10 protein-coding genes and 1 pseudogene are annotated in these 18,366 nt (G+C 46.1%); 8 read left to right on the forward strand and 3 right to left on the reverse strand.

Annotated features, from left to right (window positions below; genetic code table 11):
* Positions 1–48 precede the first annotated feature (48 nt).
* Complete coding sequence (locus tag QM717_RS16590; protein WP_415039151.1) at positions 49–453, forward strand: hypothetical protein; 405 nt, start codon at positions 49–51, stop codon at positions 451–453.
* Positions 454–528: 75 nt separating this feature from the next.
* Here the strand turns inward: QM717_RS16590 and nfi are convergent, their stop codons facing one another.
* Positions 529–1,239 carry a deoxyribonuclease V gene (gene nfi / locus QM717_RS16595; RefSeq protein WP_415039153.1) on the reverse strand — a complete coding sequence of 237 codons (711 nt, stop codon included), beginning with the start codon at positions 1,237–1,239 and terminating at the stop codon, positions 529–531.
* A 179-nt stretch (positions 1,240–1,418) separates the two neighbouring features.
* On the opposite strand from nfi, the gene QM717_RS16600 reads away from it, so the two are divergent.
* The 6 genes from QM717_RS16600 to QM717_RS16625 all read left to right on the forward strand — a co-directional run bounded on the left by QM717_RS16600 (position 1,419) and on the right by QM717_RS16625 (position 13,267).
* A complete protein-coding gene (locus QM717_RS16600; RefSeq protein WP_415039155.1) occupies positions 1,419–2,945 on the forward strand; it encodes a DEAD/DEAH box helicase in 1,527 nt (508 codons plus the stop codon).
* Positions 2,946–3,310: 365 nt separating this feature from the next.
* A complete protein-coding gene (gene pelF / locus QM717_RS16605; protein WP_415039157.1) occupies positions 3,311–4,855 on the forward strand; it encodes a GT4 family glycosyltransferase PelF in 1,545 nt (514 codons plus the stop codon).
* 40 nt (positions 4,856–4,895) lie between these two features.
* Positions 4,896–6,509, forward strand: coding sequence for a hypothetical protein (locus tag QM717_RS16610; RefSeq protein WP_415039159.1), 1,614 nt, complete (start codon positions 4,896–4,898; stop codon positions 6,507–6,509).
* On the forward strand, positions 6,496–7,302 hold the full coding sequence (locus QM717_RS16615; protein ID WP_415039161.1) for an endo alpha-1,4 polygalactosaminidase: 807 nt from the start codon (positions 6,496–6,498) through the stop codon (positions 7,300–7,302). Before QM717_RS16610 ends, QM717_RS16615 begins: the two co-directional genes overlap by 14 nt.
* A 1-nt stretch (position 7,303) precedes the next feature.
* A complete protein-coding gene (locus QM717_RS16620; protein ID WP_415039163.1) occupies positions 7,304–9,280 on the forward strand; it encodes a hypothetical protein in 1,977 nt (658 codons plus the stop codon).
* A gap of 3 nt (positions 9,281–9,283) precedes the next feature.
* A complete protein-coding gene (locus QM717_RS16625) occupies positions 9,284–13,267 on the forward strand; it encodes a DUF2194 domain-containing protein (protein ID WP_415039164.1) in 3,984 nt (1,327 codons plus the stop codon).
* An 81-nt stretch (positions 13,268–13,348) separates the two neighbouring features.
* Here the strand turns inward: QM717_RS16625 and QM717_RS16630 are convergent, their stop codons facing one another.
* Entirely contained in the window at positions 13,349–14,989 is a 1,641-nt protein-coding gene (locus QM717_RS16630) for a DUF4832 domain-containing protein (RefSeq protein WP_415039166.1), read from the reverse strand.
* A 791-nt stretch (positions 14,990–15,780) separates the two neighbouring features.
* Positions 15,781–16,287: a DUF2911 domain-containing protein gene (locus QM717_RS16635; RefSeq protein ID WP_415039167.1), complete on the reverse strand. Its 507-nt coding sequence runs from the start codon at positions 16,285–16,287 to the stop codon at positions 15,781–15,783.
* A gap of 164 nt (positions 16,288–16,451) precedes the next feature.
* On the opposite strand from QM717_RS16635, the pseudogene QM717_RS16640 reads away from it, so the two are divergent.
* Positions 16,452–18,364 (forward strand): annotated as a pseudogene (locus QM717_RS16640) (DUF294 nucleotidyltransferase-like domain-containing protein).
* Positions 18,365–18,366: the final 2 nt, after the last annotated feature.

Below are 18,366 nucleotides of genomic sequence, written 5' to 3' on the forward strand. Positions count from 1 at the left end.
GTACCGCTTGCTTTTAATCTCCAATTTTAAGGTATAAAATTTTGAGAGATGGAAAAGTTGAATTTGACCCTGACGTTGATGATTCCCGATGTTTCGCTGTTGTTGGTCTACAAAGACAACTGGAACAAGATCAAGATCATGCGCAAAGTAATCGCCGAATTGTTGCGCAACGGCTATTTCAAGGAAATCCAGTCCACCGGAAAAGCCGAATTCGAAAACAGCAATCTGGAAGACTGCGCGATCATTTCATTGAAGCTCAGCGGCGGTTCGTTCAAGAAAAGCGAGCTCAGAAATCCGAGGCTGATTTTTGCCAAGGCGCTTGACAATGTCAAGAACATCATGCGCTTTGATTCTTCGGTCTTAAGCGAATCGCAGCACACGAGCTATATCGAAATCGCGCTCAAAATGCTCGATGCCAAGGAAAAACCAAATACCGGTGCCCAAGTAGCCTGAACCAACATAACCTAACATCGATATTGCGATTCGCATTCTGCCGCAGACGGTCGAAAAGAACGATATTCAGGCGGCCTAACCAAACAAAGTCGGATGCTCATTTCCCAAATGGAATCCGGCTTTTAATTTTCCGGTACGGAATTCATTGACTTTTTCATGTGCGCGCCGCGTGGGTTCGGGAATGCGGTATTTGCCTACGCAATGCTTGATGATTTCGAGGCTTTGTTCGGCGGTGACCAGATGGCCAGGCGAGACGTAGACCGGCTGCACCTTGTCTTTGGTGCGCAAGGCATGGCCCATCAATTCGCCTTTGCCGTAAATGGGCTGCGTGCTAAATTTGCTTTCTTCCAATGGGTCGAATTTCCCGAACAACATGCTTTTGGCGCAGCCGATGGTAGGCCAATTTTCGAGCACCCCGAAATGCGACGCGATGCCCATTCTGCGCGGATGGGTAATGCCTTGCCCATCGAGTACCACGACATCGGGTTTCTGCGGCAGCAATTGCCAGGCTTGCAACAAGGCTGGGATTTCCCGAAAAGCGAGATAGCCCGAAACATAAGGAAAGGTAGTTTCGAATTCGGCCAAGGCGTAATGTTTGACCGTCATTTGTGGATAATCCAAAACGACAATTCCGGCGTAGACTTTTGTTTCGTATTTATTGAAGGAAATGTCGGCACCCGCTATGGTTTTAATTTCCTTTTGCAAGGGTTGCAACACGATATGTTCGCGCATTTCATTTTGCAGTTGGGTGGCTTCACCGATCGAAAGAGTGTCGTAAGTAAGCATAGTAGAGGGAAGTAGTTTCAAAATTACGATTTCGTAGGAAAATGCCATCGCCTCAATTGCCAATGTTTCGCCAAAAATCGGCCGGAAACGCAATCGTTGTAGTGAAATCTTAAATTTAACTTTCCAAATGTCGGACAACTGCTTTTTAGACGTACTTTTGCAAAATTCTAAAAATCGTCATGCAAAACCGAGATCTGGAACTGGAAATAGAGGAGAGGAAGGAGCTTTACGGCTACCAGCAGGGCGATATTGACGCTATTTTTAAGCGTCTGGACAATGCTGCGCCGAACCATCATTTGCTGTACCAATTGCCGACAGGCGGTGGAAAGACGGTGATTTTCTCCGAGATTGTACGCCGCTATCTGTCCAAACACGACAAAAAAGTGGTGGTTTTGACACACCGGATCGAATTGTGCAAGCAGACTTCCAAAATGCTGACCGGTTTCGATGTCAAGAACAAAATCATCAACAGCAAGGTCAAGGAATTGCCCGACCAGAACGATTATTCGTGCTTCGTGGCGATGGTCGAAACGCTCAAGAACCGCATCAACGACGAGAAACTGCACCTGGACAACATCGGTTTGGTCATCATCGACGAGGCGCATTACAATTCGTTCCGCAAATTGCTCAATTCGTTCAAGAATTCTTTTATCCTCGGCGTGACCGCTACGCCGCTGAGTTCGAACATCAAGCTGCCGATGAACCAGAATTACGACGAACTCATCGTGGGCGACACCATCCGTTCGCTCATCGAAAAAGGATTCCTCGCCGAGGCGACGACTTACAGTTACGATGTGGGCCTGACTTCTTTGAAAGTCGGCATCAATGGCGATTATACCGTAAAATCTTCGGATGATCTGTATTCGAACATGATCATGCAGGAGAAATTGCTGCATGCCTACACCGAGAAATCGCTTGGGAAGAAAACGCTCATTTTCAACAACGGGATCAATACTTCTTTATACGTTTACGATACGTTTCGCGAAGCCGGTTTTCCGATCCGGCACCTTGACAACACCAGTTCGGCCGAGGACCGCAAGGAAATCCTGCACTGGTTCAAGAAAACGCCTGATGCCATCCTGACCTCGGTGGGGATTTTGACGACCGGATTCGATGAACCGACCGTGGAAAGCATCATCCTGAACCGCGCGACCAAGTCGCTTACGCTGTATTTCCAGATGATTGGCCGTGGTTCGCGCAAATTGCCGGGCAAGGACAAATTCATTGTAATCGATTTGGGCAACAATGCCGCCCGTTTCGGGCTTTGGGATGCGCCGGTCGATTGGCAGCACATCTTCAAAGCGCCCGAATTCTATCTCGAGAGTTTGCGCGATGACGCCGAGATCGAATTGCATTTCAAGTACCAGATGCCGGCCGAGTTGCGCGCGAAGTTTGCCAAAACCGCCGATGTGTCTTTCGATGTAGAGGAAGAACACAAAATCGCGATGGCGCAGAACCTGCGTTCGAAGGTGGTTTTTGAGAAATCGCTCGACCAGCATGCGCAGATGTGCGTGGACAATAGCGAGGATTTGCAGGGCGCCAAGCAGTTGGCCAAGGAACTCAACGACGACATCGAAAGCCGTGTCAAAAAATACGTGACCTGCCTGAGCAATTCGAGCAAAAATTACCGCCTTTGGTTGATCGAAGACTACAAGACCAAACTGATTCTCCTGATTGGGAAGAAATTCCGCGAAAAGCACTTTTAATCGACGAACGTTTTTTGTTCAACTCGATGAAATACATCATTTTATCGACGTACTCTCCAAATTTATTTTAACATTTTTTTTGTGCGTAGTCGTTCTGCGCAAAAATGTGCATTTCATCGGAAATATGAGTGTTTACAACTGATTTAGAGGCTTTTTTTTTGTGGTTATAACCATTGAAAATATCTTTGTCCTGTAAATCAACTTTAAAAAACGTCAGAATTTAATTTTTAAAGCTGCTATTTAGTTTGACAAAAAAGAGAACAAAATGCCTCTCTTTTTCGATACCACCACACTAAATGGATTTGATAAATGATTACAAATTTTTTATTGAACTATTTGAGCGTGAACTAAAACACATCAGGATTATGGAACAGAAGTACGATGTAATGTTAATTTTAGAAGGAACTTATCCGTTCAACGGCGGAGGCGTTTCTACATGGGCACACATGTTATGCAATAAAGTGAAGAATGTCAATTACTCGCTTTATTCGATCAATGCCGATTTTGAATCCAAATCCAAATACGAACTCAGCGATAACGTAAAGAACGTGATCCAGGTTCCGTTGTGGTCGCCACTGGAGCCACAGGAAATCTTGAGCTACGGCAAAAAATTCTACAAGAGCGTCAACCGCAAGGAGCAGGAAGACGACCAAGCCGTAGTGGAGCAATTTCTTCCGATTTTCAGAAAACTCGTCAACAACATCTTCACCAACAATGTAGATGTGGAGGAAATGGACGATGTGATCTTCGAAATGTGGAACTTCTTCCAAAAGCACGATTACAAAAAAACAATGCGAAGCAAAGCAGTATGGAAAACCTTCTGCGACATGGTCACTGACATCGTTGCCGAAGACAACCACTACGAAGCGACTTTATACGACTTGACCGTGGGAATGAGATGGATCTACCGTTTCTTGTTGCCGATTTCGATCGAAGTACCGAAAGTGGACATTTCACACCTGACTTTGTCTGGTTTTCCGGTGATTCCAGCATTGGTCAACAAATATAAGCACGGGACACCGATCATTGCGACTGAGCATGGGGTGTTCATCCGCGAGCGTTTGATTGCGATCAATTCTTCTGAATATTCGTTTTTCTTGAAGAATTTGCTGATCCGTTTCTCGGAAGCGATTACCAAATTGGTTTATTACAAAGCCGATATCATCTTGTCTGTGAACAAGTTCAACATGTCATGGGAAAAGATGTACGGTGCCAATCCAAGCAAGATCGATGTGATCTATAACGGAATCGACCACGAATTGTTCGTGCCGATGGCCAAGCCGGCGCATTTGCAAAATACGCCAACCGTTGTCGCGGCTGCCCGAATTTTCGAATTGAAGGACGTCTTGACCATGATCCGCTCTTGCGCCGTGGCCAAAAGAACCATCCCGAATGTAAAATACCTCGTGTATGGCGACAACAATGCCGTGCCGGAATACACCAAGGAGTGCGAAAACCTGATCAAGGAATTGGGCTTGGAAAGCAATTTCTTCCTGGCCGGATACCACGACAAGCCGCACCAGTTGTTCTGCGAAGGCGATATTTCTATCTTGACTTCGATTTCTGAAGGTTTCCCATACACCGTATTGGAATCGATGAGCTGCGGCATCCCGGTAGTGGCTACCGATGTAGGTGGTGTAACCGAAGCCTTGGACGAGAAATGCGGATTCATCTGCAAGCCAAGAGACCACGAAGCACTCGGACAGAGCGTGGTGACCTTGTTGCAAAACGAATCCATGAGAAAAGAAATGGGCGCGTATGCGAGAAAAAAAGTAATCGATAATTTTACTATTGATAAATTCATCAAAGAATACGAAATTGCCTACGATTACGTAATCAACAGAAAAGCACAAATTGTAGAACCTATTTACCTCAATACCAACTTACAAGAAGCTATGGAGGCCTCGTAAAGCCCACACAATACACCAAAACTAGAAACCCCAATCTACTATGGAAAATCACTACAAAAACATTAAGTCTTTAATAGAGAATACTAAAGACAAGATCGGTAAGCCCGTAAGCAGCCAGGTTGTTGCGGCCACGATCGAATCCTTCGGTATCCGCGAAAAGGATACTATGCAGGACTTTGGATTCCTATCTATACAAGATCTGGCCGATTTGGTTTACTACGAATTGACCACCGATCCGGTCCATCTCGGCGTCAAGAACGCCAAGGAAAGAGAAGTCGACGCGACCCAGCCCAAGACCATCCAGGTTTCGGATTACCTTCGCGTCAAGACCAAAATCTTCGCCGAATATTATTCGCTTGGTATTTTCCATCTTTTGCCGGTCTTGATCCAGATCGCCGCGATTGTCCTTTTTGGATATTCCTTGTGGACGTATGTGGGTTTTAACCAGATCCAGTCGACTGCGGTCGTTCTGGGGGTGATCGTCGGACTCATCGCAACCGGTGGATTTGTTCAGGTGATTGGCCGCCAGGCATCCTTTTACTGGAATTACGAAGATTACCAGATGACCAAGCAAACGATCAATTACCTGCACAAAGTGGGGATTTTGTCCATTTTCTTGGTGTTGGGTGTGATTTTCATCGCGAATTTCTTTTTTCACCTGTATCCTTACGAAGTATTGTTTGTCGTTTTCGCCTATGCATTCCTGATCGGGTTACTGTTGTTGCTTTTGGCACCGTTGCATACGATCAAACAGCGTTGGGTGATCACCGTGGCTGTTTTGGCAGGTACCGCAGTAGCCATTTTCCTCAAACAGTCACTGGGTTTGATGGTTTACATCACACACTGGGTAGGCATCGGGGTGGCCATTGTCATTTCAAAGTTGTTCCTGGTGTTGTATTTCAACCGACTGATCAAGAAAAACAAATCGCAGACGAACCATAAAATCAAGGTTCCGGTGATCTTGTACCACAACTACCAATATTTCTTTTACGGTATTTTTATCTACATTTTTATCTTTATCGACCGCATATTGGCTTGGTCTTCAGGAGCCAATGGCCCGCTGCCTTTTTTGGTCTATTTTGAAAAAAATTATGAATTGGGAATGGATTTGGCTATTTTGGTCTTTTTATTACTCGCCGGTGTTCTCGAATACAGCATCGCGTCATTCACAAGATTTATCGACATTGGACAAAAAAATACAAGCCACAATACCCCGGAAGTGTTCAACAATTCGTTGCGCAAGATGTACTGGCAGCAGATTTTACTGTTGTTTGTGACCAGCGCCCTGGCTTTCCTGTTCATCTACTTCATCATCAATGCATCATGGGGATTTGAAGGACAGTTTAAGGAACCGCTTTTGAGGCTCAGCATCAAGGTTTGCCTGATCGGTGGACTCGGTTACATGCTGCTGGCCTGGGGAATGTTAAACGCTTTGTACCTTTTTACGCTGGGGCAGGCCATCAAGCCGCTCAAAGCGATCATGTATGCCTGCATGCTCAATCTGGTAGTAGGTTTTGTTTTAAGTCGATTTTTTGCTTATGAGTACAGCGTTGTGGGAATGCTTTGCGGAGCGTTGCTTTTCGTGGCGCTGACCGTGCGGGCGAATATCAATTATTTCAAAAACCTGGATTACTATTATTATGCGGCTTATTAATTTCTTCCTTTATATCCTGCCTTCGGTTTTGGTTACGAATTTCTTCGCGACCGGTGTCAAGAAGAACACCGTCCTGGTCTGCTATGGGAAATTGAGTGCCGAATCGATCAAGGGCTATGGCTATGTAATCCTCGAATCCAAACACTATTCGGAAAAGGACATCAAGATCATCAAGGAACAGAACGAGAAGGTTTTTGCCTACATCAGCCTGGGTGAAGTCAACGCACATGCGGCGCATTACAAGCAACTCAAGAACGTGACCCTGGGCAAGAATGAAATCTGGAACAGCTATTACCTGAACCTCAGGGAAGAAAAGACCGTGACGGTTTTGATGAGCATCATCGACAAGACCTTGGCCAAAGGCTACGACGGCATGTTCCTCGACAATATCGACAATTACACGATCCACGGACCGCAAAAAGACCAGCGAAAGGAACTCGTGACCCTGCTGCGCAACATCCGCGAGAAGTATCCGAAGAACCTGTTCCTGCAAAACGCCGCACTGGATTTGATCGGGGAGACGTCCGATTATGTAGACGGCATCGCAATCGAATCGGTGGCGAGCCTTTACAATTTCAAGGACAAGAAGTATGCGCTGCGCGACCAGAAGCAATTCGAGGAAACGATGGCGCGGCTCAAGACCATCAATACGACGTATAAGGTTCCGGTAATCCTGATCGAATACGCCGACACCAAAAAATTAAACGACAAAATCATTGACCGGATCAAGCCTTCGGGTTTCCAGTATTTCATCGGAAATATCGACCTGCAGACTTTGCCCAAATTGAAATAGGATGTTTTTAGAAAGTTCCATATTATTAGGTTTCATCAGGCTCGGCTTCATCGTGCTTTTCCTGTATTATCTGAACAGGAAATTTGTCAATGTGAAGCGTTCGGTCAGCTTTTTGGACTTCATCACCAACAACTGGTTCAAGTACGGAAGTGCCATTTTGGTCATCGTTTTCGCGCTCGTACAGGTCAATGCCTACAACCTTTTCAACGTATTTACCTTGTTGATCGTGATTATCGGGATCGACCTGATCGGCATCAGTAACCTCAGGAGACCGCGCGAATATTTCAACATGCACATCAAGGCTTCGCTTTTGCAATTCCTGCGCAATGTAGAAAACAAGAAGTCGTTTTGGTACTGGATTTCGATCAGCGGCAAGAAAAAGGGCAAGAAGAAAAACAACGCCTTGATCCTGGTGCTGACCATTTTGATCGGCGGCATCACATTCATCAGCCGTTATTATTTTATCCGTTACGACAATTATTCGCTGTCCGATGCGTGGATCGCCGACTTGGACAAAGTAATCCAGTTCGATTTCCAGCGTTGGTTCTACAACGAAGTGACCGTGGATGGCGAATTTGCATTTGTCAACCTGTACGGGAAAATCACCGACGTCAGCCCAGAGATCGCGCTCCAGGTAATTTCAATCCTCGAGGCCACATTGCTCGCCGTCGTGATTTTCTGGCTCATCAACAAATTGACGCCTTCGAAATTCCTTGCGCCGATCATCGGTTCGTTCTCGTTCGCCTTGGTGTATGTATTGACACCGTTGAACGTGTATTATCTGCTGGAGAACGATCCGACTTTTATGGCGCTCACGTTCGGACTCCCGGTCATGGTTTTTTACTTGAGACCGGAATTGCTTAAGACCGGGAAGCTGAGTTATTTCCTGAGTTTCGTATTGGCATTCTGTGCCGTCGGACTCGTCGACTTCTTTACGCTTTGTTTGTTGTTGCCGCCGTTTTTGATCATCGGTTTGGTATTCAGCCGATTCAAGGTTAAGGTACTCAACCTGATTGCCATTGGGGCTTACCTCACGGCACTAGGCATTTTATTCCTCGTGTACACGATTTCGTGTTACTACCTCAAGGCCGATTTCTGGGAGTTTTTCCACACCAATTTGTTGTCGGTGACCTCTTATACCTATGTGCCGCAGTTGATTTTGCCGTACGAGGAACTGATCCGTTACTTCCAGTACAGCACTTTGGGCGGGGCGGTCTTGATCCTGTTGTTCCTGATCGTGAAAAGGGAAAACTGGAGTTCGACGATCGTGTTTTTCCTGTTCTTCAATTTCCTCGTATTCCTGACCACGGTGCACAACCAGTGGATCGACCGTGACATGATCAACAATTCCCTGGCGGTTTTCTTGCCGGTAATCTTCGGATTGAATGCGGCCTTGGTCATTCGTTTCTTCAACCTGGCGTTGTATAAACTCGAAAGATTCACACCATATACGGCCATTTTGTTGATCGGTGGGTTGATTTATGCCTCGATTTATTACCAGCAGAACAACATCAACAAGCTCACCGAATCGGACCAGACACCGAAGCACATCCTCGATGCCTACGACAAGATTACCAAAACGTATTTCCCGTTTTCGTATTCGATCGTCAACGACCCGGCCACGCAGGTCATCAGTACGAACAAGCATTTCTTCATGAATTACGATTATTTCCTGGAGGATTATGCGAAAGTCGATTCGGTGTATTTCAAGAATAAGAAAGACCCTAAATTTTTAATCAAAAACCCTCAGTATGCCTTGACCAAAAGCGTATTGGTATTTGTGCTCAACGAAAACAGCAAAGCAGAAAAGAACATTTTCTCGGAGAACAAATACCTCTCGGCCGAGCTCAAAAAAGAACTCGAGCTGCTGCGCCAAAGAGGCCGCAAAATCACGCTTTTCTACGACAGCAAAATCCTCAAGGTCTATGAAGTCGTCAACGAGCCGGGAGAAAGCAAAATTACTGATCTAATATTCTAGGTTATGACAAAGATTCAATTACATACTAACAAATACTTCAGGACATTCGTGGCGGCGCTGCTGGTCCTCAGTATGGCTGGATGCGAAGGACTCGACGATTGGTCAGACCTCAAGAATGTGGGCGATTTGCTCAATGACGATGCCGATGACAACCCCAAAGGTGAAGGTGAATTCATCCGTTATGCCGAAGTGGGCATGAGTGGAACCCCTGTCGTGGAATTCCTGCTCGACAACCACGTACAGAGCAAGGCATATTGTGCGAACATCCAGAAAGCCTGTGACTATACCAAAATGCCTTTCCGTGCGACCAACATCAAGTCTTTCGTGGCACCGTCTCCAACGACGCGTATCGTGAGTTTGCTCGACACTAAGAAACTCAGTGATGCGGCCGTGTCCAAATTGCTCGACTTTGTGGCCAATGGCGGAACTTTGTTTTTGCCGTTTGCTTCGGAAGACCACCGTATGGCTTATCTGTACGGTTTCAAGCCCGATGCAGAATTCGATACCGATACCAAATCGATGGGGTACCGTTACATCACACCGATGTTGCCGACGATCAAGAATTTGTCGAACTACGAAACGGTTCCGTTTTATGGTTTTTCAGGACAGAATTTTTCGAGTAAAGTAAAGATTTTGGCGACCGCCTACAACAACCCGAAATACCCTGCGGTTGTGGAGAATAGCATAGGGAAGGGGCGTGTCATTTTGTACAACACTTCGGTTTACGCCTCCAAGCAAGACCGCGGATTCATCTTTGCAGGTGTGCTCAAAGGTTTGGAAGGCATTCCGTATCCGATTGCGAACGTGAGCACGATGTTCCTCGACGATTTTCCTTCGCCTTTGTACAACATCAAGGCCGAGCCGATCGCATCGGAGATGAACCTGAACATGAACGACTATGTGACCAAGGTTTGGTGGCCCGATATGAAAAAACTCGCCAAGGAGTTCAACCTCAAATACTCGGCGATGATCGCGTTCGATTACAAGAACAAGACCGTACCGCCGTTTGTGTTCGACCAATGGAACTCGACCAAAATCAAAACCAAGGACAAGGTAGAACCGATCAGCGACTGGCTCATGCGCGACGTGGCCAAGAACGGACACGAATTGTCGTTGCACGGGTACGACCACGTCGAATTTACCGTCAAAGATTGGAAGAATCAGGAATTCATTGGGCTCGCACTCAAATCGGTACAGAAGAAATGGGAAGCCGGAAACTTCGGCCCGATGCCGGTGACCTACGTTCCGCCGTCCAACATCATCGACAACAAAGGCGTCAATGCCTTGAAGAAAGGCATGCCGTCGATCAAATACATGTGCAGCCTTTACATGGGTGAATTGCACGAAGGCGGCGCGCGTGAATTCGATTACGATCCATTCAATAAGGATATGTTCGATTATCCGAGGATTTCGAGCGGTTTTTACATGAACAACGAGGAAAAATACATCCTGCATTCGGAATATTTGCTAACCGGTATCTGGAACCACTTCGTGCACCCGGACGACGTTTTCCAGATTCCAGCGACTGCCAATGCGAGCGCCGGACACTTTGACCTGCGCAACCGTTTGTCTTACGGTTGGTACAAAACCAAAGGAAAAGACAAGGCGATGTTCCCGGAATTCCGCAAATACCTGCAGGAAATGACGACGACTTTCCCGCAATTGCGTTTCGTGACCGGTGGGGAAGGCGGCAAGCTGACCATCAAGTGGCGGGCCTCGCGTTACACGCACAAAGCCAAGGACGGTTTGTACAGCGTAAGCGAAATCAGTCCCGATGACAATGGAAAGCAATACTGGTTCATGTACGGAAGCCCTCAGAATGCGGGCAAAATCGAAGCCCAACTCAAAGGCCAGAACGCCTTGTATTCGAAAACGCCTTTCATGGACGGTTACCTCTATTCGGCTTACACGAACAAGCAAAGGCTTACTTCGATCGACTTGTTGTACAAAGCGCCCGAGAAAAAAGCCGAGAACGCCAAACTTTTGGCCATGGTCAAAGCCGATTTTATCAAATACAAGGATTTGGTCAACAAATATGCGACCGGGCAGATGTGGGTGGACGATTCCGAAGCCAAACTCAAGCTCGAATTGGCGGCCTTGAAGAAAAGGATGCTCAACGAACCGAAAATCGATTCGGTGGCCTGGAACAAATATGCCAAATATTTGTCTTGGGAAGATCGGGGAGAAGAAGTCTGGAAAATGCTCGATGAGCACGTGATGAAATACCCGACTGCCGAAAACGTAATGTATTCGAAGGAACTCGACCGTGTAATCGGTTACCCGAACGACATGACCAAGGAGAAATGGATGCGTGCGCAAATGCTCGTCACACCAAACGACAAGGATTTGCTCAACAGTTATGTGGCCAATTTCTATACCGACGAAAACCAGGAGAACATCCGCAATGCGCTCAAGCAATTGCTCTCGCTCGATACTTCGCAGGCCAATTACAAGAATTACATCCAGCATTTGCTGCAATACGATCCGCCGGCGGCGCGACAGGAACTCAGCGACAAGAAAGCCTCGGGTGATTTTGGGGAAGAAATCGCGACACAGATCGTATGGCTGTTTGCCGACGACAACAATTTCCGCAAGGCTTACGAATGGTCGGCTTTTGCCAAGGATATTGATTTTGAGACCAAAATGAACTGGCTCATCGAACTCAAGGACTGGAAACAATTGGAAGAAGATTACCTGGCGTACATCGCTGAACATCCGGAAGATTACAAGGCCAAGGCTTTGATGGCTTCGGTTTACCATGAATTGGGCCGTTTCAAGGATGCGTGGGTTTTGGCCAATTCATTACCGGAAAGCCCGGAGAAAGAGGAGTTGCGCAAAACACTCAACACCGATGTGGTATTTGAAAAACCAGAATTGCAGCAGGATTTGATCAACAACCATTCGGAATTGTTCTATCCGAACATCCTCAAAACACTGGTCAAGCAAGATCGTTTGACCCGTGGGGATTTCCTCGATCTGGACAGTTCAATCGAAACCAACCAGGCCGATCCACAGATGTTCAAGAACCGTATTTCTTACAATCATTATGACAAGAAAGGCAATATCCACTCGCTTGGTTTGACGTACAGCCAATATTATAAACTGGATATCATCAGGGATAATTACAAAAGCAACAAGGACAATTCGTTAAAAGGACTTGAATACAAATTCCAGAATTACGACAATCCGGATGTGGAAGGGCGCATCCAATATTGGTCGCGTGCCCGTTTTGAAATGGACAACAACGCCAAGCCGTATTACCAATTCGGATTGGGGGCGAGCCGTGCGAAAAACAAGCATTACAGTTCGGCTGAGTTCAATATTTTCCCAGTGGAAACTGCAGCGGGGATGAACCAGAACATTTACGATGCGCGATTGAGCTTGACGCATGACCGTTATTTCTTCAAGAAAATCCACGCGAGTATTACCGTGGAAGGAAACTATTACACGAATGGCCTGTTGTCAATCGATACCGTTACAGTACAACCGCCGGTGAACAATGAGCGTCCGGCCGAAAGCGATCCGAATGCAAGAAGGACGCATTTCCAAAAAATCAGCGACTGGAGCTATACGATCAACGAATACGACGATGCGCTTGATGCCGCCGCCACTTTGCGACTGGAATGGGATGGTGGAGAGGAGAAAAAATCCAAGTTCATCCCGTATCTCGAGGGCCAATACTCACAGGGATCGCTTGAGCAGTCCATCGGTTATCCGTATTGGATGATCAAGGAAAGACTCTATGGCGGAGCCGGATTGGGCTGGGCGTATGGACTGGGTGATTTCAAGACCCGACTCGAAGGCGCTTATTTCCTTGACGATTACAGCAAGAGCTTCCAACGTTATTCCGGAACTGTACAATACCAATTGTTTGATTATACGGCCTTGATACTGAACTTCGAATTCTTTGCCCAAGACAAATACTATTCGAACTCGGTACAGCTCGGAGTCAAATACAACCTCAAGAAAAAAGTTAGGAGAAAATAGGGAAAAAGGGCTTCTAACCAAAAATGGACGATACCAAACGTATCGTCCCTTTTCTCTGATATAACTAACTAAATGTTTTTCTTAGTGCTGCACGACAAATTTCCTGACGTCGCGGATGTTGCCTTTGGTGAATTCCACAAAATAAATTCCGTCGCTCAAATGCGAAGTTTCAAAAACCACCTTGTTCAATTCGGCATTCGAAGAAACTTTTACGTCCTGGCCGATGGCGTTGTAGACTTTGGTCGAGAAATCGCCGATGCCTTCCATTTCAACGGTCAATGTTTCTGCGGTTGGAACCGGATAAACGGTCAGGTTCAATTTGGTGTTTTCTGCCACGCCAAGCGTAGTGGTAACCGTCAAGGTATGGTTCAGGTTGTTGTATCCGGTGGTGGCTTCCCACATGGATTGGTTGGCCATCTGTACCGCATATTCTGGTCTGGTGGCCAATGATGGTGCGGCATCCGGAAGGCTTAGGTACAATTTGTAACTGCCTGCAGCCAGGTTGGCCGGCAACTGTACCGTTTCATTTACCGTGATTTCATTCGGGCCGAACCATTGTCTCGGATCGGCAGCCAATTGTACCGAAACGACTTGGTTGGTCACTGTATTCTTGAGTACGAGGTATGCTTTTCTTTCGTTGTAAGGTGTGGCGAAACCGCGGTTGTAGAGTTTGAACGAGAAGGTGAAATTGGCACCTGAAGCCGCAGTCTGTGGGTAAGTTCCCGATTTCATTTCAAAACGGTAGCCCAATTTCTTGGTGATGTCGGCCATACAGCCATCTTCACTGAAATTAGTCAGTACGCCCGGATGGTAATCTGAATTCAGGTAAGACCAGTGGAATTTGGCCATTTCTTCCAACGCGCTCGAACAATCGCTTCGCGGAGAATTGACCGCACAGGTTTCGCCGCCCACGGGTGTAAATTTGGTGTCCTGCATCATATAAGGAAATTCGGCCGTCGGGTTGACGTAAGTTCCGTAATCATCCTCGCTGGCCAGGAAACAGTCGTTGTGGTGACCGATTCGGGCCACGGCGCTCTGGTCAAAAGCCTGCGCATTGGTCGTTGCGGCATTTCCATACATGCTGCGTTTGAAACCGGGCGTCCTGATTTGCAGCATACGGTTGGCAGGCAACGCATTCAATAGCGCGTTGACGATGTCTTTTCGGTGGTTCAGGTTGGCAGTGGTCAGTGCGGTGTCGTTGTAACCGTATCCGCCAAATTCGGCCTGATCGGTGAAATACCATTCGCCCCAGGCACCGATAAATCCTACCTGCATGGCCATGATCACATCGGCATTGGCAATCAGATAAGGTTTGATCTGGTTGATGTGGGAAAGCATTTGCGCCTTGGAAGCGTCGAGCTGTGATTCGTTTTCATCATCGGAATAGGCAAAACGGATGACGCCTTTCAATCCCGCGTTGCGGAGTTTGTCGAAATCGCCCTGCATCTTGGCCAGGTAGTCGGCCGAAATGGGGCCGTTCTTGAAATTTTCAAGATAGAAATACCTAAAGATAACAGTGATGTTGTTGTTGACCCTATAATTGGTCAAAGTAGTCTGGTTCAAGGCTTCGTAGCCGGTTGAATGGGCAGCGGAGTATTTGTAGAATCCGCGTTCGGGATTCGATATGATCGCAGTGGAAGCGGTATAATTCACACTTGCGGTCTGTGCGCTTCCGCTCAAGGACAGAAGTACTCCGGTTAGAGTGAGAAAAAATTTCTTCATAGTAGTAGTAGGTTAAGATTTTGTACCAATGCTTTAGTTAATACTTTGATTTGGAAATTTTTGGATGTCGATCATTTTGGGGAACGACCGATCCACTTCACAAATCTATACGATTAAGTGCATATTTTATCGATTAAAGTGTTAAAAAATCTCATTTTATCGACGAACTGCATAAAATATTAATATTTGTAAGAATAAATCTATATAATTATCAATTCTTGTAGGAAATCATCCTGAAATGGAGATTTTTATTTATCAACAATTGATTTTGAGGCTGTTGATAAGTCTTGATTAACAGGAAATCAGACACAAATAATAAACAAAATAAATTGGATTTTAAGTTAAGCAAATCGTAAAATCTTCTGGGAATCAATTCGGTTTTGAATTTTTTTGATCAAAATGACAAATATTGAACAATTATTATTTCAGTTTACGGTTGGTAAAAATTATGGTAATTTTAATTGCAATAGATTTTGAAAATAGAAAACGACTCGTTTAAAAATGGTTTAAGGCACGATTCGTTTTTTAAGTTATCGGAATGCCATTTTGCAAAATTAATTCTTTAAAACTGCTCAAATCGAATAGTTGCATGTTGAATGGTCTGGTGAGCTTCCAAAGGACAAATTCCAGCAAATTTGGTATTCACAATAAAATCCTATTTTACACTATAATATATATTATGTAAAATAGAATATTTTTTGAATTCCCCACTGATTATCAGAATCCGTCGATTTTAGCCAATGAAAAAAGCACCGCTTCAAACAGTGCTTTCTTCATGAAATTTACGTTGCTTATTTTATCGGAATTACGATATTCCATTTTTCCCAACTCAATGTTACGTCGGCTGGATTTACGATGAACAACATTTTTTCGGTGCTGTCGGTTTTGGCTTGCGGATTTACCTTGACACGCAATTGGTCTTTCTTTTCGCTGTAATCATAAGCGCCCCATTGTTTTGCATCTTTGTTGAAAATGATCGTCGCGTTGTCTTTCTCAGGAATAATAAAAAAAGAATACTTGCCAGCCGGTAATTTTTGGCCTGCTACGGTAATGTCCTTGCTGGTCTCGAAAGTCGTTGCCTCATTGGCTCCGGCACGCCAAACTTGTCCGAATGGCACCAATTCGCCCCAAATGACACGACCGCGAACCGACGGACTGCCATAATTGATCGTGATATCTGCGCCGTTGATCGTTCCCTTTGCGGTCTCGGTTGGACTCGCTTTCTTGCCCTGCGCATGCGTGGCAAACGTGACGATAAACGTCAATAAGCATAAACTGATTCTTGATTTCCAATTCATAATCTTGATTTTAGTTGGTTATATCCTATAAAGGTATGCGGATAGGCAAAAGCAACCGTTGGCATTATCATACATTTAACACCGACTTCATCTTGCATGACTAATTATATTGTATCTTAAGCCAAGAAATCCTATTTTTACCAATCCATTACATCCCAACCGCCATGAATGTTATTGCCGAACGTATTGCCGATTTCCTCAAACAATATGCGCCATTCAACAATCTGTCTTTTCGAAAGAGCTGACGATTGTTGCCACCAGTATCCGTGTGGTCACGATGCAAAAGAACCAGACCTTGTTCCGCATCAACGATACACCGCACGACAGTTTTTATGTCGTGGCTTCGGGCGTGATCAATCTTTCGGTGATTTCGGATGCCGAGGAAACCCTGCTCAACAAATGCGTCGAGGGCGATATTTTTGGGCTGCGTCCCTTTTTTGCCAAGAACAATTACATGATGACGGCCAAGGCGCGCGAGGAAAGTATTCTTTACGCGATTCCGATTGCGACTTTCCGTCCTTTCGTGGCCAAGAATGCCGAAGTTTTGAATTTCCTGCTTGAAAGTTTCGCCACCAATTCGAATAATCCGGCGGACCGCGAAAAAGGAAAATTGATTTCGGATGGCGTTTATTCGGGCGGGCAACAGACCGAAATCCAGTATTTCCAATCGTTGGGCTACAACAAAACCCCGCTCAAGATTTCACGGGCAAGTCTTGTAAAAGATGTCGCCCAACTCATGACCGACAACCTGCTCGACAGCGCAATCATTATCGAGAACGGGCTTCCGGTCGGGATTGTGACCGACAACGACATGCGCGCCAAAATCGCCACAGGCCGTGTCCCGATTACCGCGACGATCGACAAGATCATGGCGGCTCCTGTCCTGGCCGTTCCCGAAAATGTCTCGCTTGCAGAAGCGCAATTGCTGATACTTAAATACAACGTCACCCATTTGTGCGTGACACAAGACGGCTCCGAGGCTTCGGAAATCAAAGGAATTATTTCACAGCACGATTTGATTGTGGCACAAGCCAGTAACCCAGGCGTACTCATCAAGGAAATCAAACGTTCGCAGGACGCCAAAGACCTCAAGAAGATCAGGACAAAACTTACAGAATTGGTACAGACTTCAATGACCAAGAACCTGCCATTGTCCCATATTACGAACGTCGCCAGCGAAATCACGTTGGCCATCATCAAGCGTTCGGTCGAGCTGGCGATTCTTGAATTGGGCTCACCTCCTGCCCGTTTTGCGTGGCTCAGTATCGGAAGCCAGGGCCGCAAGGAGCAATTGCTGTTGACCGACCAGGACCATATCCTTGTTTTCGAGGACGTGGCCGCCGATAAGTACCGCGACGTCAAGGACTATTTCCTCAAATTGGCCAAGAAGGCCACCGACACCTTGGCAAAAGTCGGCTACGAACCTTGTCCGAATGGACATGTGTCAAGCAATATTCTTTGGTGTAAATCACTGACCGACTGGATTAAACAATACACCAACTGGATGAAGACTCCAGGAGAAAAAAGCAACGAAATCGCGAGTATTTTCTTCGATTACGAAATCGCTTTTGGCGAAGCGCGCATCGAGGAAGCCATTACCGATGTGATCTTCAAAAATGCAGGAAGCAACCGGTTGTTCTTTGACTATCTGGGCAACGATGCCTTGCGCAAACCGGCCCCGCTCAGCTTCTTCAAGAAATTCAATATCGAGGAAGATGGACCACACAAAGACAAGTTCGACCTCAAGACACGGGCATTGATGCCGCTCATCGACAGTGCGCGTTTGTTTACGCTAAGCCTTAATATCCGGGGTATCAACAACACTTTTTTGCGGTTCAAGCAATTGGCCATAGTCGATCCAAGGCATGCCGAGATTTACCTCAGTTGCGCCGAAGCGTTCCTGACGTTGTCTAAATTCAGGACCATCGAAGGGTTGAAAACAGACAGTAGCGGCCAATACATCAACATCGAAGAAATGTCCAAAGTAGACCGCGAACGCCTCAAAAATGCACTCGCCCCGATGAAAGACCTCGAAGAATTGATCAAAGACCGTTTCCAACTGACGCAATTTTCTTGATT

It is taken from the genome of Flavobacterium sp. (assembly GCF_047602195.1).
Taxonomy (GTDB): domain Bacteria; phylum Bacteroidota; class Bacteroidia; order Flavobacteriales; family Flavobacteriaceae; genus Flavobacterium.

Excerpts from the sequence above, each read along its gene's own strand:
- QM717_RS16590 (WP_415039151.1), top strand. The coding sequence starts at position 49 with ATGGAAAAGTTGAATTTGACCCTGACGTTGATGATTCCCGATGTTTCG.
- nfi (WP_415039153.1), bottom strand. The coding sequence starts at position 1,239 with ATGCTTACTTACGACACTCTTTCGATCGGTGAAGCCACCCAACTGCAA.
- QM717_RS16600 (WP_415039155.1), top strand. The coding sequence starts at position 1,419 with ATGCAAAACCGAGATCTGGAACTGGAAATAGAGGAGAGGAAGGAGCTT.
- pelF (WP_415039157.1), top strand. The coding sequence starts at position 3,311 with ATGGAACAGAAGTACGATGTAATGTTAATTTTAGAAGGAACTTATCCG.
- QM717_RS16610 (WP_415039159.1), top strand. The coding sequence starts at position 4,896 with ATGGAAAATCACTACAAAAACATTAAGTCTTTAATAGAGAATACTAAA.
- QM717_RS16615 (WP_415039161.1), top strand. The coding sequence starts at position 6,496 with ATGCGGCTTATTAATTTCTTCCTTTATATCCTGCCTTCGGTTTTGGTT.
- QM717_RS16620 (WP_415039163.1), top strand. The coding sequence starts at position 7,304 with ATGTTTTTAGAAAGTTCCATATTATTAGGTTTCATCAGGCTCGGCTTC.
- QM717_RS16625 (WP_415039164.1), top strand. The coding sequence starts at position 9,284 with ATGACAAAGATTCAATTACATACTAACAAATACTTCAGGACATTCGTG.
- QM717_RS16630 (WP_415039166.1), bottom strand. The coding sequence starts at position 14,989 with ATGAAGAAATTTTTTCTCACTCTAACCGGAGTACTTCTGTCCTTGAGC.
- QM717_RS16635 (WP_415039167.1), bottom strand. The coding sequence starts at position 16,287 with ATGAATTGGAAATCAAGAATCAGTTTATGCTTATTGACGTTTATCGTC.